Here is a 23,604-nt window from a genome sequence, read left to right as displayed (position 1 = left end):
CTGTTTGTTGTAACTAATTCCAGTGCCTGAACCATCTCCGAACCGCCCTCGGGCCCGACCCGAGGGTCACTCACCCCGACCACCGTGCCGGCTGTTCGCGGTCCTCGGGTCAAGCCCGAGGACGGACCTGTCGTGTTAGGGGAATACCTGCCACCATGCCGCCCGCCCCTCAATCCTCCTCGACAAACACCTCCGCCCGTTTCCTGCGGATCGAGGGCAGCACCGCTACCACCACCGCCGCCAGTGCCATCGCCAGCAACGTCGCCGAAATCGGCCTTTCGACAAAAATCATCGGATCGCCGCGCGAGATGATCATGGCCCGCCGCAAATGCTCTTCCAGCAGCGGCCCCAGCACGAAGCCCAGCAGCAGCGGCGCCGGTTCGCAACCGAAGCGGATCAGCAGGTAGCCGACGATACCGAAGAAGGCGATGGCATAGATGTCGTAGATATTCTGGTTGATCGAAAACGTTCCGATACAGGCGAACAGCACAATGGCCGGGAACAGCACGCGATAGGGAATCGAGAGCATCTTCACCCACAGCCCCACCAGCGGCAGGTTGAGGATGACTAGCAGCAGATTGCCGATCCACATCGAGGCAATGATTCCCCAGAACAGCGCCGGCTGCTCGTTGATCACATTGGGACCGGGTGTAATCCCCTGCAGGATGAACGCGCCGATCATCAATGCCATCACCGGATGCGCGGGAATACCCAGCGTCATCAGCGGTATGAACGAGGTCTGCGCCGCCGCGTTATTCGCGGATTCTGGCCCTGCCACGCCCTCGATGGCGCCCTTGCCGAATTCCTCGGGGTGCTTGGAAAGCCGCTTCTCTGCCGAGTAGGAAGCAAAGGACGAAAGGATATGCCCACCCCCTGGTAGGATGCCCAGGATCGAGCCTATGCCCGTGCCGCGCAATACTGGCCAGATGATGCGTTTGAAGTCATCCCGCGTCAGCCAGAGGTTTTTCACGGCTTTGACGCCCACCTCGCGCTCATGCTCGTTCTCGAGATTGCGCAGGATTTCCGCCACCCCGAACACGCCCACTGCCACGGCGACGAAATTGAGCCCGCCGAACAGCTCGCGCAGCCCGAAGGTAAATCGCGGCGTGCCGGTATAGATGTCCTGCCCCACCATGCCCAACAGCAGCCCCAGCACGATCATGGCCAGGGCCTTGATGATCGAACCATGCGCCAGCGCGATCGAGACCAGGAGGCCCAGGACGATCAGCGAGAAATATTCCGGCGCCCCGAAACTTAGGGCAGCCCGGGCCAGCGGCGGCGCAAAGGCGGCGAGGAGGAAGGTCGCCACCGAACCGGCAAAGAAGGAGCCGAGTGCTGCCGCCGCCAGCGCCGGTCCCGCACGGCCCTTGCGGGCCATCTGGTAACCGTCGATCGCTGTGACCGCCGCCGAGCTTTCGCCCGGCAGGTTGATGAGAATGGCCGTGGTCGAGCCGCCATACTGGGCGCCGTAATAGATGCCCGCCAGCATGATCAACGCCGTTTCGGCATTGAGCGAAAAGGTGATGGGCAGCAGCATGGCGATGGTCGCCGTCGGCCCGATCCCCGGCAACACGCCCACCAGCGTGCCCAGCAGCACGCCCACGAAACAATAGAGAACATTGTACGGATCGAGCGCGACCGAAAAGCCCAGGCCCAGTGAGGAGAAAAGATCCATGCGTCTGCTCCTAGAACCGCAGCCAGGGGCCGACCAGCGGCACGATCATGCCCAGCCCGACCACGAAAATAAGGTAGCAAAGCAGGCAAAGCCCCACCGAGATTACCAGAGCGGACAGCACGGTGTTCTTGGCTGATGACATGGCGGTCACAAAGCCGGCAATCAGCACCACGGGGATGAATCCGAGCCCTCGGAAGGTAGCAGCAAAGAACAGGATCGTGCCCAGTACCAGCAGGAGTCCGCGCCATGGCCATGGCGGCGCGACCTCCGTATCCGGCTTGCCCATGCCCTTGGCGGCGACGGCAATGCCAAGCGCGATCAGCACCCCACCGAGCACGATCGGCATGAAGCCCGGCCCCATGCGGAACGGCGTGCCAAATTCATAACGCAGCGCCTCCAGCGCAAAATAAGCGCCGAAAGCGACAAAGATCGCCCCCGATGCAAGATCATTCCGCGAAGCATTGAGAGCCATCGTTCCCCCTCCCGATTTCGGCATCGCACCACACCGAATAGCCCCCACCCTTCCTCCATCTCCACAAAGGGTGGGAGACGATGAACACCGACTTCTCAACCTGCGCCTCCCTCCCCTGAATGGAGGGATTGGGGTGGGGTGGGTTCAACGAGTGGAGCCAAAGATGGGAGGGACTTGCCACCGCAAGGTCGCGAGCCCCTCCCGCAAGGTTTACTGCGCGGCAACACCGGCAGCGGCGATCACCTCGGCCCAGAGGGCCGTCTGACCCTCGAGCTTGGCAGCCAGTGCCATGGGCGTGGCTTCGGTCGCAGGCACGGGATAGGTGCCAAGCTCGGCAAAGCTGTTGCCCACGGTTTCATTGGCCAGGGCCACCTGCAGCGACTGAGTCAGACGCTCGATGATGGCCGGGTCGGTGCCCGCAGGGGCATAGAGGCCGTGCCAGATCGCCAGGTTAAAGTTCTCGACCCCACCCTCTGCCATGGTCGGCACATCGGGTAGCACGGCGATGCGTTCCGGCGTGGTCACGGCATAGGCCTTGATCTCACCGGCCAGAATCTGGCTCGTCGTATTGGTGGTCTGGTCGCACATCATGTCGATCTGCCCGCCGAGCAGGTCGGTCATGGCCGGGCCAGTTCCCTGATAGGGCACTTCGGTCAGCTTGGTGTCGAGCGCATCCTGGAACAGCAATCCGCAGAGCTGGCTGGCGGCACCGATACCGGCATTGGCATAAGTGATGTTCTCGCCGTTTTCCTTCACATGGGCGATCAGGTCTTCCAGCGATGCCGGCTCGAAATCCTTGCGCGCCACCATGGTCATCGGCACTTCGGTAACCAGGCCAATTGGCGCGAAGTCGGTCATCGGATCATAGGGCAAGCTGGCATAGAGCGCGGGGGCGGTCGACATGCCGATATGATGCAGCAACAGGGTATAGCCATCATTGGCTGCCGCAGCGACCTGGCCTGCACCCAGCGTTCCGCCGGCGCCACCCACATTCTGCACCACCACCTGCTGGCCGAGATCTTCGCTCATCGCTGCAGCGACAAGGCGCGTCACCGTGTCGGTCGGCCCACCGGCCGAGAACGGCACCACGATGGTCACGGGCTGGGTTGGATAGTCCTGCGCCACCACCGAAACGGCGCTGAGGGCAGAGCCGACGACGAGGCCGGCGGCAAGCATCTTTACGATGGTCTTCATGTTTGATTGGTCCTCCCAATTGCATCTCCCCGAATGTTCCCCCGGGGCCAGCCACATCCTTGCAAGCGGCGTGCCACGCGAAAAACGCAAGGCAGATATGCAATCGCTCCGTCACATGTTAGCACTTCTGGCAAGAACTTGCCCGCCCGTGCCACCAGGATCGGCAAATTCTTGCCAGAACGAGGGAGAAATCGTGGCCGCTGGTCCCACGCAACGCTACTGGATCGCCCGACGTCATCTCGGGGCCATCGCCGCCGCCCTCGCGGTGGTCGCGCTCGTCTTCTGGGTAGCGTTCGAACTGACACTTGGGGCAGCCGTACGCGATGCAGGCGAGCAGGCGCAGCGCCGCCTCGCCTTGTTTGACCGGACGCTGGAAGCCATTATCGAGCGCTTCCACTACCTGCCGGTAGCCATTTCCCAGGCCCGAGAGACCCGCGCCGCCCTCGACCATCCAGACGACCCCTCCACCATCGAGGCCGCCAATGGTTTTCTCAGCAAGCTCAACGAAACCGCCGGGGCCAGCGAAATCTTCCTCATGGAGGACAGTGGCAGCGTCGTTGCCGCCAGCAATTGGTGGACGCTGACCAGCCTGGTCGGCACCAACTACTCCTTCCGACCCTACTTCGCTGACGCCGTGACGCGTGGTCGGGCCGAATATTATGCCTTCGGCATGTCGACCAAGACGCCCGGCTTCTTCCTGTCACAGCGGGTCGACGGACCCGATGGCCCTTTGGGCGTGGCTGTCATCAAGATCAATCTGGGCGAAATCGAAGCCACCTGGTGGCGTTCGGGCGAGCTGATCGGCATTGTCGACGTCAATGACGTCACCATTCTCTCGACCCGGCCGGACTGGCGCTATCGGCCTCTCCAGACCATTCCGCGCACGCAGATAGGGACCATAGCCAGCCAGCAGCGCTATGGTGACAACGGCATCGAAAACACCGGCATCATCACCGATCGCTGGTTTTCGCGCGGTTCCGAATTCGCTCTCCTCTCCGGCTCGGATCCGGAAACATCCGGCTATTTCATGCTCCAGGAACTGCGCCTGCCCAAGCATGGCTGGCGCATCCTGTCCTTCACGCCACTAACACCGATCTATGGCGCAGCGCTGACCATGGCAACCGCCGCCGCCCTGGCTTTCGCGGCATTGATCCTGATCGTGGTTCTGCTCGAACAGCGACGGCGCCTGGTGGCCCACCGGCTGGCCGATCACAACCGGCTCGAACAGCGCGTCGCTGAACGCACCGAGGACCTGCACGCCATGAACGAGCAATTGCGCGCCGAAATTGCCGACCGCGTGCGGGCCGAAAAGGCTGAACGCGATGCTCAGGAGGGGCTGGTGCAGGCGGCCAAGTTGGCCAGCCTCGGCCAGGCCCTGGCCGGCGTCGCCCACGAGGTCAGCCAGCCGGTTGCCGCCCTCGCCACCCATATGGCCAGCGCCCGCCTCCTCGAACAGCGTCGCGGCCGCAGTGATCTTGGTCCCATCCTATCGGCCATGGACAAGGTGGTGGATCGCCTCGCCACCCTTACCGGGCACCTGAAGACCTTCGCCCGCAAGGAAACTCAGGTCGCCATGGCCGCCGATATCGGCACGGTTATCGCCAATGCCCTGGACCTCACCGATCATCGCCTGCGCCAGGCAGGCGTTGACATCGAATACCGTCGCCCACGCCCGCCCATCGGCGTCTCGGCCAATCCGGTCCATCTCGAACAGGTGCTGATCAACCTGATCGCCAATGCCGCCGATGCCATGCAGGACGCGTCCCTGCGCGTGCTTTCCATCGGCGTCACCAGCGAAGGCGGCACAGCCAGCATATCCATTGCCGATACCGGAAGTGGTATCGCGCCGGGCGACATGAGTACCCTGTTCGATCCCTTCTTCACCACCAAGCCGGCGGGCAAGGGGCTGGGCCTCGGCCTTGCCATTTCCTACGGCCTGGTGCGCGACAGCGGCGGCACAATCACCGTCCGCTCCCGGCCCGGCAAGGGCAGCACCTTCACCATCAACCTGCCGGCTATTGTCGCCGACTCATCCCGGGTGTCCGCATGACCGAACCCAGTGTCCTCATCGTCGATGACGAAGACATGGTGCGCACCGCCCTTGAACAATGGCTGCGCCTGTCCGGCTTCGACACTGCCACCGCGTCCAATGCTCAGGAGGCTCTGGCCTCCATCGACGACCGCCACCCTCACGTCGTGCTGACCGATGTGCGCATGCCGGGCTTGTCAGGTCTCGACCTCCTGCGCTCCATTGCCGAGCGGGGCCTCCCCACAGAGGTCATCCTGATCACCGGGCATGGCGACGTACCCATGGCGGTGGAAGCCATGCGCGGCGGCGCCTTCGATTTCCTGCAAAAACCCTATGTGCCGGACCAGCTGGTCAATTCCATTTCCCGCGCCGCCGAGCAGGCCCGCCTCAAGCGCGAACTGGCCGATCTTCGCCGCCGCCTCGATGGGGGCGAGAATGAACTGGCGACCCGCTTGGTCGGCACTTCCAGCGTCATGCAGGAATTGCGCCGCGCGGTGCTGGAGCTGGCCAGCATCCCGGCCGATATCATCCTTCTGGGCGAAACCGGCACCGGCAAGGAAGTCGTCGCCCGCTGCCTCCACGATTTCTCGCCCCGCGCCAAGAGCCCCTTCGTCGCGGTCAACTGCGCCGCCATTCCCGCCGAACTGATCGAGAGCGAATTGTTCGGCCATGAATCAGGCTCATTCACCGGCGCTTCCGGCCAGCGCGTCGGAAAATTCGAATATGCCCATGGCGGCACGCTGCTGCTCGATGAGATCGAATCCATGCCCCTGCTCGCCCAGGCCAAGGTGCTGCGCGTCATCCAGGAGCGCGAGGTCGAACGTCTCGGCTCGAACAAGCAGATTCCGCTTGATCTGAGGATCATTGCAGCCTCCAAGGTCGACCTCAAGGCCGAGAGCCAGGCCGGCCGTTTCCGCGCCGATCTCTTTTACCGCCTCAACATGGCCACTCTCGATCTGCCGCCGCTGCGGGACCGGGGCGACGACTGCGTCATCCTTTTCCACCACTTTCTGGGCGAGGCGGCTCGCCGTTTCGGCCGGCCCGTGCCCAACCTTCACCCCGCCGATATCAATGCCCTGCTCTCCCATGCCTGGCCCGGCAATGTGCGTGAACTCAAGGCTGCCGCCGACCGCTTCGCCCTGGGCCTGGGCGCCACCGGCCGCTCCATAGGAGACATACTGGGCCAACGCGTGCCGGTCGGTTCCGGCGCGAGCCTGGCCGAACGCGTCGCCGCCTATGAGCGCCACCTCATCGAGGCCGAACTGAACCGGCACGAGGATTCCATCGCCGCCGTTGCAGAAGCCTTGCAGGTCCCCCGGCGCACCCTCAGCGAAAAGATGAGCCGCCTCGGCGTCCGCCGCTGACCCCATTGGCGCCCTGCGCCCACCTGAGACCTGACAGGAACTGCCCGTGATCCCCATCATCGACACCCATCTGCATCTGATCTACCCCGACCGCCTTTCCTATCCCTGGATATCAGGCCCCCATCCGCTCAACCGGCACTGGACGATCGAGGACTATTGGACCGAAGCCAAACCATTGGGCATTACCGCAGCCCTGCATATGGAAGTCGATGCGGACGAAGCCGATATCGAGCGCGAAACGCGCTTCGTCCTCGAGCGTGAAGGGGTTGTCGGCGCCATTGCCGCCTGCCGCCCCGAAAGTCCCGATTTCCCACAGCAATTGGACGCGCTAGCCGCCATCCCCGGCGTGCGGGGCCTCCGCCGCATCCTCCACGAGATGCCCGACAGCCTCGGCCAGACCCCGCATTTCGCCGAAAACCTGCGCCGCCTTCCGGCCCATGGCCTCAGCTTCGACCTCTGCGTCCGCCCCGACCAATTGCCCATCGGCCAAGCCCTGATCGCCAGGTGCCCGGACGTGACCTTCGTCCTCGACCATTGTGGTGCCCAGGACATCAATGTGGATCAGCCGGGCTCCTGGCGCGAAAACATCACATCCCTGTCCAGACTGCCAAATGTGAATGCCAAGGTCTCCGGCATCATGGCCTATGCCGGTCCCGATTGGTCCCTCGACCAGCTCCGCCCCTATGTCGAACACATCATCGAAAGCTTCGGCTGGGACCGCGTCGTCTGGGGATCCGATCATCCCGTGGTGACACTCGGCGGCAGCCTGACCGACTGGGTCACGGCCGCCCGCGAAATCGTCAGCGGCGCCAGCGCGGACGAGCAGGCGAATCTCTTCAACGCCAATGCGAGCCGAATTTATCGGCTATGATAGGTTTGCCGTTTGATCAGTCATTTTGCGAGATCCAGGCGGATTGTGGAGTAGCCAAATCAGAAACTTCCAAGGACCAGCCGATCTAGTAAACTGAGGTGTGCTTGCGGACACCTAGCGCTTAACGCGGCAGCTTCCCCTTGGTCTTGGAATAGACTTTCCACGCACCACTCTGTGCCCGCTCGGCGGCAGCAGCGAGAGAAAAACCGTTTGCGGCATTGAGCCCGGAGACCTCGTCCCAGTCAACCGGCACCGCCACCGGCGCGCCTTCGCGTGAACGCACCGACCAGGGGCAGATGGCCGTCGAGCCTCGTTCATTGCGCAGGTAGTCGATAAACAGCCGTCCCTTGCGGCGAGCCTTGGAAATGCTGGCCGTGTAGCGCTCCGGCTCATCATCGGCCATTGCCTGCGCAAACGCCTTGCAGAACGCCTTGACCTCTGGCCATTCCGCCCTGGGTTCAAGCGGCACGATCACATGAATGCCCTTGCCGCCCGAGACCATCGGAAAACTCTTGAGGTTCATATCCTTGAGACGATCCCGGATGTCGGTGGCCGCTGCGGTGATGGCCGAAAAGTCCAAAGCTTCATCAGGGTCGATGTCGAAGACCAGCCGGTCCGGTTTCTCGACATCGGAAAAGCGTGACCCCCAGATATGCCATTCCAGCACATTCATCTGCGTGCCCGCCACCAGCCCCGCCAAGTCATCGACACGGAAATAGTCCTTTTTCTCGCCGTCCTTTTCGGTGATGGATTTTGAGTGCAACTGCTCCGGGAATCCCCCGGTATCGTGCTTCTGGAAAAAGCAGTGTTTTGTGCGCCCCTGCGGGCAGCGGACCAGGCTCAGCGGCCGATCCTTGATATGAGGCAGCATCGCCTCGGCGACCTCTTCGTAATAGGCCACCAATTGTGCCTTGGTGATGCCCTGTCCCGGATAAACCACGCGGTCAGGGGAGGTCAGCCGCACCCCCAGTTCCTCCGCCACCGCCTCGCCGTCGCCCTCAATCGATTGCGCCTTTTCCATGCGCACCTCCTTGGCCGGCTTGTCTCCGCGCAGGCCGATGAAACTGGGATGGCGGAGGATGTCGTCACCGGTCAGCTCGGTATAGGCGATTTCGGCGACAAGGTCCGGTTTCACCCATTTGGCGCCGCGAGCGATCTCCTTGGGCACGGCCGCGAATGGATTGGTCTTGCGCACCAGCTTTTGAAGTTTCGCGTCGATCTCGTGCAGCAGATCGTGCGAGAAGCCCGTGCCCACGCGGCCGCGATAGGCCAGCTTGTCGCCCTCCCAGCTCCCCAGCAGCAGCGAGGCGAAACCCTTGCGTTTGGACGAGGGTGACCAGCCGCCAATGACGAATTCCTGCCGCTTGAGGCACTTGATCTTGAGCCAGCCCTTGCTGCGCTCGCCGCGATAAGGCGCATCGGCGCGCTTGGCGATCACCCCCTCATGCCCGTCCCGGCAGAGGGCATCGAGCACCTTCTGGCCATGCTCCGCGATATGCGATGAATACTGGATCGGGCCTTTCTTTGGCGCCTTGGCCAGCAGTTTCTCAAGCTGCGCCTTGCGCTCCACGAGCGGCAACCTGGTCAGATCCTTGCCTTCGGCTTCGAGCAGGTCGAAGGCAAAGAATTCGAGCCGCCCGCCATTCGACAACACCCCCTTGAGCGTCGAGAAATCCGTCCGCCCCTTGCCGTCAAATGCGCAGATTTCCCCATCGATCAGCGCCGAGCCGGCCTTGAGCTTCTGCAACGGCTCTACCAAAGCGCCAAACTGCTCGGTCCAGTCGTGGCCATTGCGCGTATAGAGCCGCACGTTATCTCCCGCCACGGCAGCGAGGCACCGGTAGCCGTCATATTTCATCTCGAACAGCCAGTCCTCGCCAGCCGGCACGCTGTCCACCAGCGTCGCCAGTTGCACAGGGCGGAAGGCCGGCACCTTGCCCGATTTGGCCGTGCTCATGATCCGCGTTTTCTGATCGGCCTTCTCGGCTTTGTCCGGGTCGGAATGCCAGACCGCTTTGGCGGGCACCCTGGTCTTCTTCTCGGGCTTGGCGCCGCTGGCAATGGCCTTGAAATCGCGCCCGCTCGCCACTGAACGGGTGAAGCGCGTGGTCAAGGTGTCCTTGTCCCGCGCATAGCTGTCGCGGTGCTTGATCAGCAGCCAGTTCTCGCGGTCCGGCCCGTTGCGGCGCTTGCTGTCGCGTCCCTTCATATGCACCAGCACATATTCGCCCTTCATCCGCTCGCCGAAGAGCCGCATCTTGAGATCGCCGCCCTCCAACCCCTCATGCGGATCGCCAATCGGCTCCCATGTGCCGCGGTCCCACAGCATCACTGTGCCGCCGCCATATTCGCCCTCGGGAATAGTGCCCTCGAAGCCGCCATATTCGAGCGGGTGATCCTCCACCCTCACCGCCAACCGCTTGTCGCCGGGATTGTTGGATGGCCCTTTGGTTACCGCCCAGCTCTTCAGCACACCGTCAAGTTCGATGCGGAAATCGTAGTGGAGGCGGGTCGCATCGTGCTTTTGCACAACGAAGCTGCCGCGACCTTCCTTGCCGCCAGCCGCAACAGCTCCCGCAGGCTCCTGCGTCTTGGCGAAGTTTCGCTTGGCCTTGTAATCCTTGAGCAGGTCTTCAGCCTTGCTCGCCATTCTCAACTGGCCTTCTTTCGCGTGGATGAGGATTTGGACGGAGCAGCCTTCTTGGCCGGGGCCTTCTTCTTCCCGCCGCCCTCGAGGCTCTCCTTGAGCGCCGCCATCAGGTCGACCACATTCTCGCCGCTCGGACGCTCCGGCGCCTCATCCTTGCTTGCCGTGATCTTGCGGCCCTTGGCCTTCATCTTGCGCCCGATCAGTTCGCGCAGCGCGCTCTGATAGTGATCCTTGAACGCGCCGGCATCGAAAGGCGCGGTTTTCTTCTCGATCAACGCGGTCGCAACTTCGAGCAGGTCCGCCTCGGCCTTCTTCCCTGAGATTTGCGAAAAGAACGGGTCGGCTTTGCGGATTTCCTCTTCATAGTGCAGCGTTTCCAGCATCAGCCCCGTGCCTGAGGGCTTGATAGCCGCCAGATATTCCTTGCCGCGCATGGAGAGCTGCCCCAACCCGACCTTTTCGGTCTTGCGTAGGGCATCGCGAATGACCCGGAACGCATCTTCGGCCAGCTCGTCCGTCGGTACGACGAAATAGGACTTGTCGTAGAAAATCGGATCGATCTCGCAGGCGCCTACGAACTGGGTGAGTTCCAGCGTCTTGCGTGTCTCGAGCTTGACCGCGTCGATCTCCTCGTCGGTGAGCAGGACATAGTCGCCCTTCTCATACTCGAACCCTTTGATGATATCGTCCTTGTCGACCGGCCCGACACCCGCCACCACCTTTTCATAGTGGATCGGCTTGCCGGTCGGCTCATGGATTTGCCGAAAACTTGGCTTGGCGCCGGAACGCGCCGCACTGAACAATTCGACGGGGATGGCGACCAGCGACAAGCGCAACTGGCCTTTCCAGATCGGACGCGATGCAGGCATGGCAGGTTCCCAGGTTGAATTTCGCCGACTCAACGCCGCATCTGCCTCCCCGTTCCGGTTCACCTTTGTGCGCGTCGGGAACGCTTGTCCCGTCCAGATCATTTCCAGCCCGATCAACAGGTGCAGAACCATGAAACTGGCAAGAATAGTGCTGGACCGCATGCGGGCCGATGAAATCGGCCCGGCGCCTAGACTTGCCTTTGCGTCCGACGAGGAGCCGGGCTGGCACCGGCAGAGGCACGGCAGCGGGTTTTCCTACCACGACCAGGCCGGAAATCATCCGGACAAGCATGTCCTGGCCCGCATCCGCGCCCTCGCCATTCCTCCGGCCTGGACCGATGTCTGGATCTGCAAGGACGCCTGCGGCCATATCCAGGCCACCGGCCGGGACGAGAAGGGCCGCAAGCAATACCGCTACCACGCCGACTGGACCGAGCACCGCAGCGCGACCAAGTTCGATACGCTCCTGGATTTTTCCAAAACCCTGCCGGGTCTGCGCGAACAGGTGCAAACGGACCTGCGACGGCGCACGCTGGGCTACGAACGTGTCGTCGCCTCGGTGGTCTGGCTGCTGGATCACAGCCTGATCCGCATTGGTAATTCCGCCTATGCAAGGCAGAACAAAAGCTTCGGGCTGACGACGCTGCGCCGCCGGCACGTGGAAATCACGGGCCACAAGCTGCAGTTCCAGTTCAAGGGCAAGTCAGGCAAGCTTTGGCGCTTGCAGCTCGCCGACCGGCGTATCGCCAATATCCTCAAGAGCCTCAACGAACTGCCGGGCCAGCAATTGTTCAAATATGAGGATGAGGCGGGCTTGTGCGCGATCTCGTCGCGCGATGTGAACGATTACCTTGCGGCCTTTGCCGGTCCCGAATTCACCGCCAAGCATTTCCGCACCTGGGCAGGCACCGTCCGCGCCTTCGGTCTCTTCGCCGACACCGAGCGGCCCGAGCCCAAATCTGCTCAAGCCCGCATCATGAATAGCCTCATCGACCAGGTCGCCGCCCAGCTGGGTAACACCAGGACAGTCTGTCGCCAGGCTTATATCCACCCGTCTCTGCCCGAGGCGTGGCAGGCCGGGGCGTTGCGCCGCTCAGGTCGGCTGAAACCGGTGGAGCAGCTTGACGAGGATGAAGTTGAAACCGCCGCCTTTCTGAGACGCCTCAGCCGATAGCCTGAATCGGTACGGAACTGTGTTCGCATTGCGGCGTTGCGTCTCCATTCACGCCAATGGGAGGGCAGCATGGCCGCGCACGTTTCATCGCATCCTGATCGCAAGGGAATAGGGTTTTGGTGGACCATGCTTGTCGCCATTGTGCTGTTCGTCTTCGGCCTGCCGATCGCCGCGGGCGGGCTTTGGCTCATCACCTTGGGTGGTTCGTGGTATTATTTTCCAGCGGGCATCGGCCTTATGCTGACGGCGTGGTTCCTGTTCCGGCGCCAGTTGATGGCGGTTTGGATATATCTTGTAACCTGGGTTGCAACGCTGATCTGGGCCCTGTGGGAAGCTGGGCTTGACGGCTGGGCGCAGGTGCCGCGGCTGCTCGCCCCGACCATAGTGCTCATCCTCGTGCTTACCACCCTGCCCATGCTGCGCGGGTCCGCGCGGCGGTTCGGCAGCGGCGCCGTCGCTGCCATGGTAACCCTCGCCGGCGCAGTGGGTGCCATCGGCGTCGCCAACCATGGCGTCGGGAGCACCATTGCCCAGGAGGTCGACGAACCGATTGGCCAACCAGAGGCACCCGAGGCACCCCCAGCCACTGAAGCACCGGACGCGACGCCGGGTGCTCCGGCAGAAGCGGGCACGCAACCGTTAGAGCCCGCCCAGCCTGCCGACGCCGGTGTAACGCCTGAAGGCGCGCCGCTCGAAGCCGGCGAAGAAGAAAATACGGGCACCGAGGCGCCTCCGAGCGAAGAAGCCGGCCCCACTTATGTGGCATTGGAGACCGGGGTCGACTGGCCGGCCTATGGGGGCGATTATCACGCAACCCGCTATTCGCCGCTCGAGCAGATCACCCCGGACAATGTCGGCCAACTCGAAAAAATCTGGGAATACCGCACCGGTGACATGCCCGAGGGCGACGAGCCATTTGGCAATCAGAACACGCCGGTCAAAGTCGGCGACCGCCTCTATCTCTGTTCGGCCACCAACCACATCACAGCACTGGATGCTGCGACTGGCGCAGAATTCTGGACCTACGATCCGGAGGTTTCCACCGACAATGTCGGCTACAACGCGTCCTGCCGGGGTCTTGTCTATTTTGAAAATCCCGCAGCTGATCGCACTGAACTTTGCGCCACGCGCACCGTCAATCTCACCCATGACGCGCGCATGATCGCGCTGGACACTGAGACAGGTCAGCTTTGCCCCGATTTCGGCAATGGCGGCATGGTCAATCTGCTTGAAGGCATTGGCGACACCGCCCCGGGCTTTTACGCGCCGACATCCCCGCCGACCCTGGTACGGGACGTGCTTGTGGTTGGAAGCCAGGTCAGCGACAACCAGCAGCGCACCGCGCCTTCTGGCGTCATCCGCGGCTACAACGCTGTTACTGGTGAGCTGGAATGGGCCTGGGACATGGGTCGTCCTGGCGAAAACGGTCTGCCGCCGGAGGGAGAAATCTATACTCCCGGGACCCCCAACATGTGGACCATCGCCTCGGGAGACGACGAACTGGGCTTGGTCTACATGCCCATGGGTAATTCGGCTGTCGACTATTGGGGCGGCACCCGCTCAGAAGCCGAAAATACCTATTCGACCGCCATTGTGGCGCTCGATGTGGAAACCGGTGAAGTCGCCTGGCATTATCAGACCGTCCACTATGACGTCTGGGACTATGACCTGGGCGGCCAGGGCACTCTGGTGGATTTCCCCACCGAAGACGGCCCCGTGCCTGCCATCATCATGCCGTCCAAGCAGGCGCAGTTCTATATTCTCAATCGCGAAACCGGCGAACCGCTGGTAAATATCGAGGAACGTCCTGCGCCGCAGGGAGGCGTCGAGCCCGAGCGCCTGTCGCCTACCCAGCCCTATGTCACGGACTTTCCGAACTTGCTCAAGCCAAACCTGACGGAGGCAGACATGTGGGGTGCGACACCGCTCGACCAGCTCTGGTGCCGCATTCAGTACCGGCAGGCCACCTACGACGGCGTCTATACGCCGCCGACCGTCGATCAGCCCTGGATCCAGTTCCCAGGCTATAATGGCGGTTCGGACTGGGGCGGCATCGCCGTCGATCCGGTCAACAACATTCTGATCGCCAACTACAACAACATGCCTAATTACAACCAGCTGATCCCGCGCGAACAGGTCGATGAGATGGGCATCTATTCCATCGCCGACCCCAATTATGAGCCCTCCGCAAGCTCGGGTTCGCATGGCTCGGTCAGCCCGCAGGCCGAAGCGCCCTATGGTATTCGCGTTAATGCTGGTTGGCGGGTGCCGTTCACGGGCATGCTTTGCAAGGAGCCGCCCTATGGGGGGATTGCGGCGATCGATCTGAACACCCGCGAAATGCTCTGGGACCGCCCCTTCGGCACGGCCCGCAAGAACGGTCCGTTCGGCATCCCGTCCATGCTGCCGTTCGACATCGGCACGCCCAATAATGCGGGCGGCTTCATCACCGCCTCGGGCCTGTTCTTCATCGGCGCGGCCACGGACGACCTGTTCCGCGCCATCGACGTCGAGACCGGGGAGCGGGTGTGGGAGGTGGAACTCCCGGCCGGCGGCCAGGCTACCCCTATGACCTATGAGTCCCAGGGCCGCCAGATTGTCGTCATCAATGCTGGCGGGCACGACTTCATGGAAACCCCCATCGGCGACTACTTCATCGCCTATGCCCTGCCGGACAGCGCAACAGGAGAGAGCGAGGGCGACGAGCAGCCCTAAGCCTTCCCAAACACCACAACATTTGGAACGGAAATGGACCCAGCGTCAGCCTTTTCCTTCGATATGAGTTATTGCGGACCGCCACCGACCCTGGACACGCTCTGGGGCCGGTGGAATTTCGATCCCCTGCTGCTTACCCTCCTGCTCGCACTCGCCATCGGCGGTGCATTCGTGCTCCGACATGCGGGGCGTCGCCAGCAATGGGTCTTTGCCGCCGCATGGCTGCTCGCGACGATGCTCTTCGTGTCGCCCCTCTGCGCCTTGAGCGTGGCGCTGTTCTCGGCCCGCGTCACCCATCACATCGCACTCACCATGCTGGTCGCGCCGCTCGCCGCCATGGCTTTGCCCAAGGCATGGGGACACAGCGTGTCGCTATTGCCTCCACTGGTTGTCTCGACCATCGCGCTCTGGCTTTGGCACGCCCCCGACATCTACGCCGCCGCCTTCGTGCACCCAGCTATTTACTGGGCCATGCAGTTGAGCCTTCTCTCCAGTTTCACCTGGCTCTGGCTGGGCCTACTGCGCAGCAATGCGCCTATGGCCGCAGGGGTGACTGCACTCTCCAGCGCTATCCAGATGGGGTTGCTGGGGGCGCTGCTGGTCTTCGCGCCGCAGCCGCTCTACCTGCCCCATCTCAGCACCACGCTGGCCTTCGGGTTCTTGCCGCTCGAGGATCAGCAGCTTGCGGGCCTGATCATGTGGGTGCCGGCCAATCTGCCGCTGATGGCGCTGGTGCTGTGGCGGCTGGTTGATGCGCTCAGACCAGATCGGGCGATCGCTGAATGATCGTCACCTGGCTCAAATTCATCCATGTCGCGACCATCGCGCTCTGGTCGGCCGGGCTGATCGCCCTGCCCTTCCTTTATCGCCAGCGTCAGGGACTGGCGGGCGAGTCGCTGCACAAGCTGCACGCTTTCACTCGCTTTCTTTATGTCGCCGTGGTCTCTCCCGCCGCCTTTGTCGCCATCGGCACGGGCACGGCGCTGATCCTCTTGCAGGGAACCTATGAGAACTGGTTTTCGGCCAAGCTGGTCGGCGTCTCGGTGATGACCGGCGTCCACATCTTTTCCGGACTGATGATTTTGAGGCTCTTCGAGCCGGACCGGTCCTATCCCCTTGGCCGCTTCGTCATTGTGATGACGCTGACCCTGCTCTCCATCGGCGCGATCCTGGCTCTGGTCTTGGGCAAGCCGGAGATTGCATGGCCGCCAGTATTGGCGGCCTTCTTCGCACCCGGCGCGCTTTCGGCTTTTGTGGATCAGTTCATTGGCGGGACGAAATGATGAGGCCCACGCCGTGCTCGAACACCAGTTTGCCACCATGCCACCCCGCGAAGCCGGCGGACATTGTCGCCAACACCGAGAGCATCAGCCCATTAGGCAGGATCGTCTCCGGCCAATAGAGCCGGAGGCCGGCATTGGCCCCGACAATGGCCAGCATCACCATGGCCGCAATGGCGTGGTTCCAGCTGGCCACGCGCACGCGGATGCCCGGCACGGCCAGCAGTTCGAGCGTGCCGACGATCGCAGCCAGCACGCCAAAACCGAAGGCGGCGCCGGCAGCCCATTTTCCAACCTCGACCCAGAACAGGTCACCATTCCACCAGTAAAAGATATCGACGCCAAGGGTCGCAACCACGAAGGCAATGGGGAAATGCACCAGCATGGCGTGAACCGGATGGCCGGCCACCGCGATGCCGGAACCGATGTCCTTTTCGGCCACGGCGCGGATAGCCGGATTGGGATGATCGGACCGCGCCTCGGGCGGCGTTTCCTCGTCGCGCAGCTCGGTTTCCTCGTCATCGCGCGGGATATCGGTCATCTGGTTCGCCCCCTGGTCAAAGCCGTTGCACTGGGTGCAACGCCGCTGGCGCTTGCCGGTTGCAGTGGCGCCTTGTCCACGCTCGACCCCGCCGGCCCCCGCGCCGCCAATCTGGCCAGTCTCTGGTGGATCATGCTGGCAGGCTCGGTGCTGCTCTTTGCATTGGTCATGGTGCTCTTCGCCCTAGCGTATCTGCGCACTGATTGGGTGACGCGCATCACACCCGTGCAGTGGATTGTGGGTGGCGGGCTGGTCATGCCCATTCCCATCCTGGTGCTGCTCACGGGAACCGCCCTGGTGCTGGGCGAGCAATTGCTGCCTAGGGGCCAGGCGCCGATACGCCTCGGCGCCCATGCCGAGCGCTGGACCTGGACCTTCACTTACCCCGATGGCAGCCCCACGCACGGCGAAACGCTCCACATGCCTGCCGGCATCCCCGTCGATATCGTCGTGACGGCCGAGGATGTCATCCATTCATTCTGGGTCCCCAGGCTCGGCGGCAAGATCGATGCCATCCCCGGCCACACCAATGTCATCCGCCTCGAAGCCGAAGAGCCCGGCATCTATTGGGGCCAATGCGCCGAATATTGCGGCGAGGGCCATGACGGCATGTTCTTCAGGGTCGAGGCCCACAGCGCGGAAGGCTTTGCGGATTTGATGGAGGCAGGCCGATGAGCGCGCCCATCTCCCCCATCCAGTTGCACAAGCAGCTCGACGCCATCTGGCGCACCCCGCCGGGTCTCGCCCGGCTCTCCAGCGTCAATCACACCATATTGGGGAAGCGCTTCATGGTGCTGGCGCTGGTGTTCTTCGCCATTGGCGGCCTGCTTTCCATGCTGATCCGTGCGCAATTGGCGACGCCGAACAGCGCTTTCATCGGGCCCGAACTCTACAACCAGATATTCACCATGCACGGCACGGTGATGATGTTCCTGTTCGCCATTCCCATGTTCGAAGGCTTCGCAGTCTATATGCTGCCCAAGCTCCTGGGCGCCCGTGATCTGGCCTTCCCACGCCTGACGGCTTATGGCTTCTGGTGCTATCTGTTCGGCGGTTCGATCCTGATTGTCGCCATGTTGGCCGGCGCCGCCCCCAATGGCGGCTGGTTCATGTATACCCCGCTCTCCTCCAGGCCCTATTCGCCGGGTATCAATGCCGATGTCTGGCTGCTCGGCATCACCTTCGTGGAGATATCGGCGGTAACGGCGGCGGTGGAAATTTTCGTCACCATCCTCAAGATGCGGGCGCCTGGCATGGCGTTGCACCGGATGCCGCTCTTCGCCTGGTACATGCTGGTCACGGCCGGAATGATGATCATCGGCTTTCCGCCGCTGATCCTGGGCTCGATCCTGCTCGAAATGGAGCGCGCCTTCGACCTGCCCTTTTTTGACCCGACACGCGGCGGCGATCCGCTCCTCTGGCAGCACCTGTTCTGGCTGTTCGGGCATCCCGAGGTCTACATCATCTTCCTGCCGGCCGCCGGGGCGCTCTCGACCATCATCCCGGTCTTCGCACAACGCCCTATCCTGGGCTATCGCGCCATCATTGCCGCCATCGTCGCCATGGCGTTCCTGAGCTTCGGGCTCTGGGTCCATCACATGTTCACCGTGGGCATACCGCATCTGGCGCTGGCCTTTTTCTCCGCGGCCAGTGCTCTGGTCGCCGTGCCCACTGCCGTGCAGATATTCGCTTGGCTCGGCACGCTGGCTTCCGGCAGGCCGCGCTGGGACATTCCCATGCTCTATGTCCTCGGCTTTTTCATCGTCTTCGTCATCGGTGGATTGACGGGGGTCATGCTGGCCATGGTGCCGTTCAACAGCCAGGCCCATGACAGTTATTTTGTGGTGGCGCATCTGCACTATGTGCTAGTGGGCGGCTTTGTCTTCCCAATGCTGGCGGCCATCTATCACTGGCTGCCCCATATCTCGGGCCGGCAAAGCCTCTACCAGCTCTCTGTGCCGGCCTTCTGGCTGATCCTGATCGGCTTCAATCTCACATTTTTCCTCATGCACCTGACCGGGCTCATGGGCATGCCGCGCCGCATCTCCACCTACCCGTCCAATTGGGGCTGGGACTGGCTGAACCTGCTGTCCTCGGTCGGCGGCTTCATCCTCACCATGGGTTTCGCACTTGTTCTGGCCGATATGGTGCTGCAATTCCGCTTTGGCGCCCGCTTCCGCCGCGACCCGTGGCGAGCACAAACCTTGGAATGGGCCACGGCCACCCCGCCGCCCAGCTACAATTTTGCCTCCCTGCCTCGCATCGAACCCCGCGCCGACCAGCTGGAGCCAGCCTTGATCGGACCGGTTCTGGCCGGTGGCCATGGCTACCTCGGCTTCGCCCGCAATGGCGGGCAGGAAACCCTCGGCGTCGATATGGCCACCGGCGAGGTCGATCACCTGATCATCCTGCCGCGCCGTACCTATCTGCCCCTCTGGACTGCATTGGCCACGGCCAGCGTCTTTCTCGCCCTGCTGTTTAAGCTCTATTGGCTGGCCCCGTTCGGGGCGCTGGCAACGCTTGGCCTGTTCCTGTTCTGGCCCGTCAGCCTCGGGCAACAGCACGATTCCGGACCTGTCGATATTGGCCGCGGCGAGGCCGTAGTGCCCGATACCGAGGCGCCGGGCAATGTCAGCATTCTTGCCAATCGCACCGCCCTGGTGATGGACGGAACCCTCTTCGCCTCGCTGCTCTTCGGCGGGCTGTTCCTGCTTGTCGTCGCCCCCGGCTGGCAGGGGCTCCCCGCGCTGGACTGGCTGGCATGGCCCGGTGCTCTGGGAGTGCTGGCCGCCGCAACCGGTGCCGGTCTGGCCGTTGCGGCGCGGCGGACCAATAGTTTCGGCATCTGGCCACGAGCCGCCCTCATCGCATCCGCTCTCGTCCAGGCGATTGCGGCTGTCCTGATGGTCTGGAGTATTGCCAGCCTGCCCGGGCCGACCCAGCATGCCCGTCAGGCCGTGATCTTTGCCCTTCTGGTCTATGCCGCGCTACATTGCGCTCTGGGTGCAATCCTATCCGCCCATGCCCTTTGGCGCCTCGTGAGGGGCTATGTATCGGCCCGCCGGCAGACTGAACTGGTGCTTGCCTGGCTCTGGAATGGCTATGCCGCGGGCGCAGCCATTCTGGCGCTCGGTCTTGCCCTTCTATTGGCGAATATCGGGGGCGGCGCATGACCTCCACAGCCCGAACCGGCCTTGTCCAACTGATCGCCGGCTTCCTCGTCTGGTCCCTGGCCTTTGTGGTGCTCTATGCTCTCCAGGCCCTCGGCTGCGCCCTTGGATGGGGCATGTGGCACCGGCCTTTGCTCATCGCGGCCTATCTGACTTTTCTGGTCCCCATGCTCTGGCTCGCAACGAGGCCAAGATCTCCTCATGAGCCAGCAGACATGCTGTCCGTCACCGCCCTCTGGGCCAATCGGGCCGCCCTGCTGGCCGGTGTGCTGGTGTTCATGCCCGTCACCTTTGCCAGCCTCTGCACCTGACCGCCGCGGAACATTGCCGTCACCTGCTTGTATGCGATAAGGGTGCGCAGGTTCAGGCGACAGGCCAGAGTGGACACCGGACGCGATGCCCTCTTGGCTACACGAACAGCGCCTGGAGGCGGTCGAAGCGGTGATACGAAGCCGCAATGCCACAACCTTGCTCGATCTCGGTTGCGGCAGGGGCGAACTGCTCCGTCGTGTGGCCGGAAAACAGGACCTGCATCGGATCGTTGCGGTGGATATAGACGCCGGTGCGCTCAGCGAACTGCGCCGCTGGCTCGCTCTTCGGAGCCCGGACACCTGCCCCTGCGATGTCGAGGTGGTCCAGGCCTCCATGCTGACGCTTCCGGCGCGCTACAGGGCACATGATTGTGCTGTCATGGTGGAAACCCTTGAGCACCTGGAGGCCGGACAACTGGGCCAACTCGAGACAGCGCTTTTCAGACACCTCCGGCCTGCAACCATCGTCATCACCACACCAAATGCCGAATACAACCCGCTGCTCGGCGTGCCCGCAAACCGCATGCGGCATCCCGGCCACCGTTTCGAGTGGGACCGGGGGCGCTTCAAGGCCTGGGCCAATGGCGTGGCCGCTCGAAACGCCTATTCGGTCACCTGCTCCGATATCGCGGGAGCACACCCCGAGTTTGGCGGCGCCAGTCAGATGGCGGTGTTTGACCTTGCCCCAGACAACAGCGCGCCCGCTCCGTAAATCTCGGCAGTGATACCCCTGCCCTCCAAGGCCAGGCAGCGGTCGCGCCGCCGCCCTCACCATCGCGGTCGCGCGGGGCCGGGGTCAACTTGTGCCCGGTCCGGCGTCATCGAAGTGACCCCACTGGGCAAACACACCGCCGGCCAGCCGGTGCCTTGGGTCGTCGGGATCGAGCGGCTTGCGGGGGTCGGGCGCACCAAGCTCCAGCGATCCATGAGCCGGCGCCCAGGCGAAATCGGGATCGGCATCATTGACGAAGAACGCGTTGGGATTATTCGAGATACCAAAAACGGTGCGATGCCCCAGGGTCTCGATATCGAGGGCATAGGCCACGAGGCCCGCCAGATCGTCGCGATTGAACCAGAGGCGGGCTTCGCGGGGCGTGCCCGGCTGTCCGGCCGTACAGATGCGGATGGCGAGGCATTCCACACCGAACTTGTCGAAATAGAGCCGGCTCAGGGTCTCGCCAAAGGCCTTGGAGACCCCATAGAGCGAGTCCGGCCGATAGGGCGCGTCGATGCCCTTCGGCAATTCCTCCGTCGGATACATGCCCTGCACATGGTAGGACGAGGCGAAAATGACCCGCCGGACGCCTGCCTTGCGAGCCGCTTCGAAGATATTGTAGGCGCCCATGACATTGGCTTCGAGCACGGTCTGCCAGCCCGCCTCCTTGGCCATGCCGCCGAAATGCACAATTGCGGAGATGTCCCGCGCCATCAGGCGGTCAATCGCCTCGCGGTCGGCCAGGTCGGCGATCTCGACCGCTGATCCATCTTCCGGCGCGACAATGTCGGTCGCGAGGAAGGCCCGGCCCTCGGCTTCAAAGGCCCGGCGCAAATGGCTCCCCAGCCTACCCGAGGCACCAGTCAGCAGGATTTGGGGCATGGCATAAATCCTTAGGCGGGAGCGTCGGCGCGCAGGCGCGGATCGGGACGGGGCACGGCGCTGATCAACTGCTGTGTATAGGCGTGCTGCGGGCGCTCGCAAATCTGGGCGACATCGCCGATCTCGACGATCTTGCCATTTTTCATCACCGCCACCCGGTCGCAGAAATATCGAATGACCGAAATGTCATGCGAGATAAACAGATAGGACAAGCCGAATTCCGACTGCAGGTCGCGCATCAGGTCGAGCACCTGGTGGCGCAGCGACACATCAAGCGCCGAGGTGGGCTCGTCGGCAATGATGAGGCGCGGGCGCACCGCAATAGCCCTGGCGATAGAAATGCGCTGCCGCTGCCCGCCCGAAAAGGCATGCGGATAACGGTCGCCGATATCGGATGGCAGGCCCACGCGCGTTAGCAATTCCTGCACCCGGTCCATCATCTGGTGCTCGGACATGTCGGTATTGGTGCGCAGCGGTTCCGAGATGATCTGGTAGATACTCATGCGCGGGTTGAGCGAAGAATGCGGGTCCTGGAACACCATGCGCACCTCGCCATAAAGCGATTTCATGCCCGCCCTGCCCAGCGAGGCGATATCGACAGAAGTCCCGTCGCCCCGCCAGTAATGCACCTGCCCGCCGGTGGGATTGTAGACGCGCAGCAAGGTGCGCCCCAACGTCGTCTTGCCCGAGCCTGACTCGCCCACGACGCCCACCGTCTCGCCCTGGTTGATCGTGAGGCTGACCCCGTCAATGGCCTTGAGATAGTCCGTGGGTCGCCCGAGAAAGCCCGGATTGAGCGGAAAGTGCAGCGCTAGGTCGTTGATCTCGGCAATCGGCTGTTCCGCCATGGGCCGGGCCGGGCGCGGCGCCGGCGTTTCCAGCTTCAGCACCGAACCGAGCAGCGCCCGCGTATAGGCCTGCTGCGGCCGCGCGAAGAGATCAAAGACATTGGCCTCCTCGACCTTCTGGCCGCGAAACATCACCATCACCCGGTCAGCAATCTGGGCCACGACGCCCATGTCATGGGTGATGAACAACACGGCCATGCCGCGGTCCTGCTGCAATTCTCGGATCAGCGAAAGGATTTCGGCCTGGGTGGTGACATCGAGCGCCGTTGTCGGCTCGTCGGCAATCAGGATTTCCGGATTGCACGAGAGCGCCATGGCGATCATCGCTCGCTGGCGCATGCCGCCGGAAAACTCGAACGAATAGCGATCCAGCGCCGCGTCGGGATTGGGAATGCGCACCCGCTCGAGCAAAGCCGCAGCCCGCTTGCGCGCCTCTTCCTTGCTGATCTTTTCGTGCAAGAGGATGGTCTCGATGATCTGGTGTCCGATGGTGTGCACCGGCGACAGGCTCGTCATCGGCTCCTGGAAGATCATGGCGATACGCCGGCCACGGATCTGGCGGATGGAAGGACCACGATTGCCCAGGGCAACAATGTCGACCTCTCCGGCCTCGGTCGCAAGGTGAATGCTGCCCGCCGTGATCACGCCCGGCTTGGCCACCAATTGCAGGATGGCGCGCGCTGTCACCGATTTGCCCGACCCGCTTTCCCCCACCACGCAGAGGGTCTCCCCTCGCCGCAGCTCGAAACTCACATCCTTGACGGCATGCAGTACCGATCTCTGCATCGGAAAGTCGACGGACAGGTTGTTGACCCGCAAAATCGGCTCGGCTTTGTCGATCATG

The 23,604-nt window shown here is 62.9% G+C and carries 18 protein-coding genes and 1 pseudogene; 11 read left to right on the top strand and 8 right to left on the bottom strand.

Features of this window, described 5'->3' with window-relative positions:
* Positions 1–169 precede the first annotated feature (169 nt).
* The 3 genes from ACXYMS_RS01980 to ACXYMS_RS01970 all read right to left on the bottom strand — a co-directional run bounded on the left by ACXYMS_RS01980 (position 170) and on the right by ACXYMS_RS01970 (position 3,341).
* Positions 170–1,675, bottom strand: a complete 1,506-nt coding sequence (locus ACXYMS_RS01980) for a tripartite tricarboxylate transporter permease (RefSeq protein WP_458903344.1) — start codon at positions 1,673–1,675, stop codon at positions 170–172.
* 10 nt (positions 1,676–1,685) lie between these two features.
* Positions 1,686–2,147, bottom strand: coding sequence for a tripartite tricarboxylate transporter TctB family protein (locus ACXYMS_RS01975; RefSeq protein WP_458903343.1), 462 nt, complete (start codon positions 2,145–2,147; stop codon positions 1,686–1,688).
* A gap of 210 nt (positions 2,148–2,357) precedes the next feature.
* A complete protein-coding gene (locus ACXYMS_RS01970; RefSeq protein WP_458903342.1) occupies positions 2,358–3,341 on the bottom strand; it encodes a tripartite tricarboxylate transporter substrate-binding protein in 984 nt (327 codons plus the stop codon).
* 193 nt (positions 3,342–3,534) lie between these two features.
* Here ACXYMS_RS01970 and ACXYMS_RS01965 point away from each other — a divergent pair, with 193 nt between their 5' ends.
* The 3 genes from ACXYMS_RS01965 to ACXYMS_RS01955 are packed head-to-tail and all read left to right on the top strand — an operon-like array spanning position 3,535 to position 7,605.
* Positions 3,535–5,391 (top strand): sensor histidine kinase, encoded by a 1,857-nt coding sequence (locus tag ACXYMS_RS01965; protein ID WP_458903341.1) that lies wholly within the window; start codon positions 3,535–3,537, stop codon positions 5,389–5,391.
* Positions 5,388–6,734 (top strand): sigma-54-dependent transcriptional regulator, encoded by a 1,347-nt coding sequence (locus tag ACXYMS_RS01960; protein WP_458903340.1) that lies wholly within the window; start codon positions 5,388–5,390, stop codon positions 6,732–6,734. Before ACXYMS_RS01965 ends, ACXYMS_RS01960 begins: the two co-directional genes overlap by 4 nt.
* 49 nt (positions 6,735–6,783) lie before the next feature.
* On the top strand, positions 6,784–7,605 hold the full coding sequence (locus ACXYMS_RS01955; RefSeq protein WP_458904578.1) for an amidohydrolase family protein: 822 nt from the start codon (positions 6,784–6,786) through the stop codon (positions 7,603–7,605).
* 121 nt (positions 7,606–7,726) lie between these two features.
* Here the strand turns inward: ACXYMS_RS01955 and ligD are convergent, their stop codons facing one another.
* Positions 7,727–10,255, bottom strand: coding sequence for a DNA ligase D (gene ligD, locus ACXYMS_RS01950; protein WP_458903339.1), 2,529 nt, complete (start codon positions 10,253–10,255; stop codon positions 7,727–7,729).
* A gap of 2 nt (positions 10,256–10,257) precedes the next feature.
* Entirely contained in the window at positions 10,258–11,124 is an 867-nt protein-coding gene (ku, locus tag ACXYMS_RS01945) for a non-homologous end joining protein Ku (protein WP_458903338.1), read from the bottom strand.
* Positions 11,125–11,254: 130 nt separating this feature from the next.
* On the opposite strand from ku, the gene ACXYMS_RS01940 reads away from it, so the two are divergent.
* The 4 genes from ACXYMS_RS01940 to ACXYMS_RS01925 all read left to right on the top strand — a co-directional run bounded on the left by ACXYMS_RS01940 (position 11,255) and on the right by ACXYMS_RS01925 (position 16,296).
* Positions 11,255–12,298 carry a DNA topoisomerase IB gene (locus ACXYMS_RS01940; protein WP_458903337.1) on the top strand — a complete coding sequence of 348 codons (1,044 nt, stop codon included), beginning with the start codon at positions 11,255–11,257 and terminating at the stop codon, positions 12,296–12,298.
* Between the two features lie 69 nt (positions 12,299–12,367).
* Entirely contained in the window at positions 12,368–15,013 is a 2,646-nt protein-coding gene (locus tag ACXYMS_RS01935; protein WP_458903336.1) for an outer membrane protein assembly factor BamB family protein, read from the top strand.
* Between the two features lie 33 nt (positions 15,014–15,046).
* A complete protein-coding gene (locus ACXYMS_RS01930; RefSeq protein ID WP_458903335.1) occupies positions 15,047–15,799 on the top strand; it encodes a cytochrome c oxidase assembly protein in 753 nt (250 codons plus the stop codon).
* The gene (locus ACXYMS_RS01925) at positions 15,796–16,296 is read left to right on the top strand and encodes a CopD family protein (protein ID WP_458903334.1); all 501 of its coding nucleotides are present in this window, start codon (positions 15,796–15,798) and stop codon (positions 16,294–16,296) included. Before ACXYMS_RS01930 ends, ACXYMS_RS01925 begins: the two co-directional genes overlap by 4 nt.
* Here the strand turns inward: ACXYMS_RS01925 and ACXYMS_RS01920 are convergent.
* On the bottom strand, positions 16,277–16,834 hold the full coding sequence (locus ACXYMS_RS01920; protein WP_458903333.1) for a DUF2231 domain-containing protein: 558 nt from the start codon (positions 16,832–16,834) through the stop codon (positions 16,277–16,279). The two genes, ACXYMS_RS01925 and ACXYMS_RS01920, sit on opposite strands and share 20 nt — an antisense overlap.
* 72 nt (positions 16,835–16,906) lie before the next feature.
* Between ACXYMS_RS01920 and coxB the strand changes: the two genes are divergently transcribed.
* The 4 genes from coxB (at position 16,907) to ACXYMS_RS01900 (ending at position 21,027) form a co-directional block, all read left to right on the top strand.
* On the top strand, positions 16,907–17,509 hold the full coding sequence (gene coxB / locus ACXYMS_RS01915) for a cytochrome c oxidase subunit II (protein WP_458903332.1): 603 nt from the start codon (positions 16,907–16,909) through the stop codon (positions 17,507–17,509).
* Positions 17,506–20,007, top strand: a complete 2,502-nt coding sequence (gene ctaD / locus ACXYMS_RS01910; RefSeq protein WP_458903331.1) for a cytochrome c oxidase subunit I — start codon at positions 17,506–17,508, stop codon at positions 20,005–20,007. Before coxB ends, ctaD begins: the two co-directional genes overlap by 4 nt.
* On the top strand, positions 20,004–20,315 hold the full coding sequence (locus ACXYMS_RS01905) for a hypothetical protein (RefSeq protein WP_458903330.1): 312 nt from the start codon (positions 20,004–20,006) through the stop codon (positions 20,313–20,315). Before ctaD ends, ACXYMS_RS01905 begins: the two co-directional genes overlap by 4 nt.
* Positions 20,316–20,400: 85 nt before the next feature.
* Positions 20,401–21,027, top strand: a complete 627-nt coding sequence (locus ACXYMS_RS01900; RefSeq protein ID WP_458903329.1) for a class I SAM-dependent methyltransferase — start codon at positions 20,401–20,403, stop codon at positions 21,025–21,027.
* A gap of 84 nt (positions 21,028–21,111) precedes the next feature.
* Here ACXYMS_RS01900 and ACXYMS_RS01895 read toward each other — a convergent pair whose 3' ends face one another.
* Both ACXYMS_RS01895 and ACXYMS_RS01890 read right to left on the bottom strand, forming a co-directional pair.
* Positions 21,112–21,864 carry an NAD-dependent epimerase/dehydratase family protein gene (locus ACXYMS_RS01895; RefSeq protein WP_458904577.1) on the bottom strand — a complete coding sequence of 251 codons (753 nt, stop codon included), beginning with the start codon at positions 21,862–21,864 and terminating at the stop codon, positions 21,112–21,114.
* Between the two features lie 12 nt (positions 21,865–21,876).
* Positions 21,877–23,603: pseudogene (locus ACXYMS_RS01890) on the bottom strand (ABC transporter ATP-binding protein); the annotation flags it as partial.
* Position 23,604 lies beyond the last annotated feature (1 nt).

The sequence above is a fragment of the Devosia sp. CAU 1758 genome, assembly GCF_054482695.1.
The sequence above is the reverse complement of the archived record's forward strand: the minus strand, read 5'-3'. Positions and strand labels throughout refer to the sequence as shown.

Excerpts from the sequence above, each read along its gene's own strand:
- ACXYMS_RS01920 (WP_458903333.1), bottom strand. The coding sequence starts at position 16,834 with ATGACCGATATCCCGCGCGATGACGAGGAAACCGAGCTGCGCGACGAG.
- ACXYMS_RS01935 (WP_458903336.1), top strand. The coding sequence starts at position 12,368 with ATGGCCGCGCACGTTTCATCGCATCCTGATCGCAAGGGAATAGGGTTT.
- ACXYMS_RS01930 (WP_458903335.1), top strand. The coding sequence starts at position 15,047 with ATGGACCCAGCGTCAGCCTTTTCCTTCGATATGAGTTATTGCGGACCG.
- ligD (WP_458903339.1), bottom strand. The coding sequence starts at position 10,255 with ATGGCGAGCAAGGCTGAAGACCTGCTCAAGGATTACAAGGCCAAGCGA.
- ku (WP_458903338.1), bottom strand. The coding sequence starts at position 11,124 with ATGCCTGCATCGCGTCCGATCTGGAAAGGCCAGTTGCGCTTGTCGCTG.
- ctaD (WP_458903331.1), top strand. The coding sequence starts at position 17,506 with ATGAGCGCGCCCATCTCCCCCATCCAGTTGCACAAGCAGCTCGACGCC.
- ACXYMS_RS01925 (WP_458903334.1), top strand. The coding sequence starts at position 15,796 with ATGATCGTCACCTGGCTCAAATTCATCCATGTCGCGACCATCGCGCTC.
- ACXYMS_RS01980 (WP_458903344.1), bottom strand. The coding sequence starts at position 1,675 with ATGGATCTTTTCTCCTCACTGGGCCTGGGCTTTTCGGTCGCGCTCGAT.
- ACXYMS_RS01900 (WP_458903329.1), top strand. The coding sequence starts at position 20,401 with ATGCCCTCTTGGCTACACGAACAGCGCCTGGAGGCGGTCGAAGCGGTG.
- ACXYMS_RS01940 (WP_458903337.1), top strand. The coding sequence starts at position 11,255 with ATGAAACTGGCAAGAATAGTGCTGGACCGCATGCGGGCCGATGAAATC.
- ACXYMS_RS01905 (WP_458903330.1), top strand. The coding sequence starts at position 20,004 with ATGACCTCCACAGCCCGAACCGGCCTTGTCCAACTGATCGCCGGCTTC.
- ACXYMS_RS01975 (WP_458903343.1), bottom strand. The coding sequence starts at position 2,147 with ATGGCTCTCAATGCTTCGCGGAATGATCTTGCATCGGGGGCGATCTTT.
- ACXYMS_RS01970 (WP_458903342.1), bottom strand. The coding sequence starts at position 3,341 with ATGAAGACCATCGTAAAGATGCTTGCCGCCGGCCTCGTCGTCGGCTCT.
- ACXYMS_RS01960 (WP_458903340.1), top strand. The coding sequence starts at position 5,388 with ATGACCGAACCCAGTGTCCTCATCGTCGATGACGAAGACATGGTGCGC.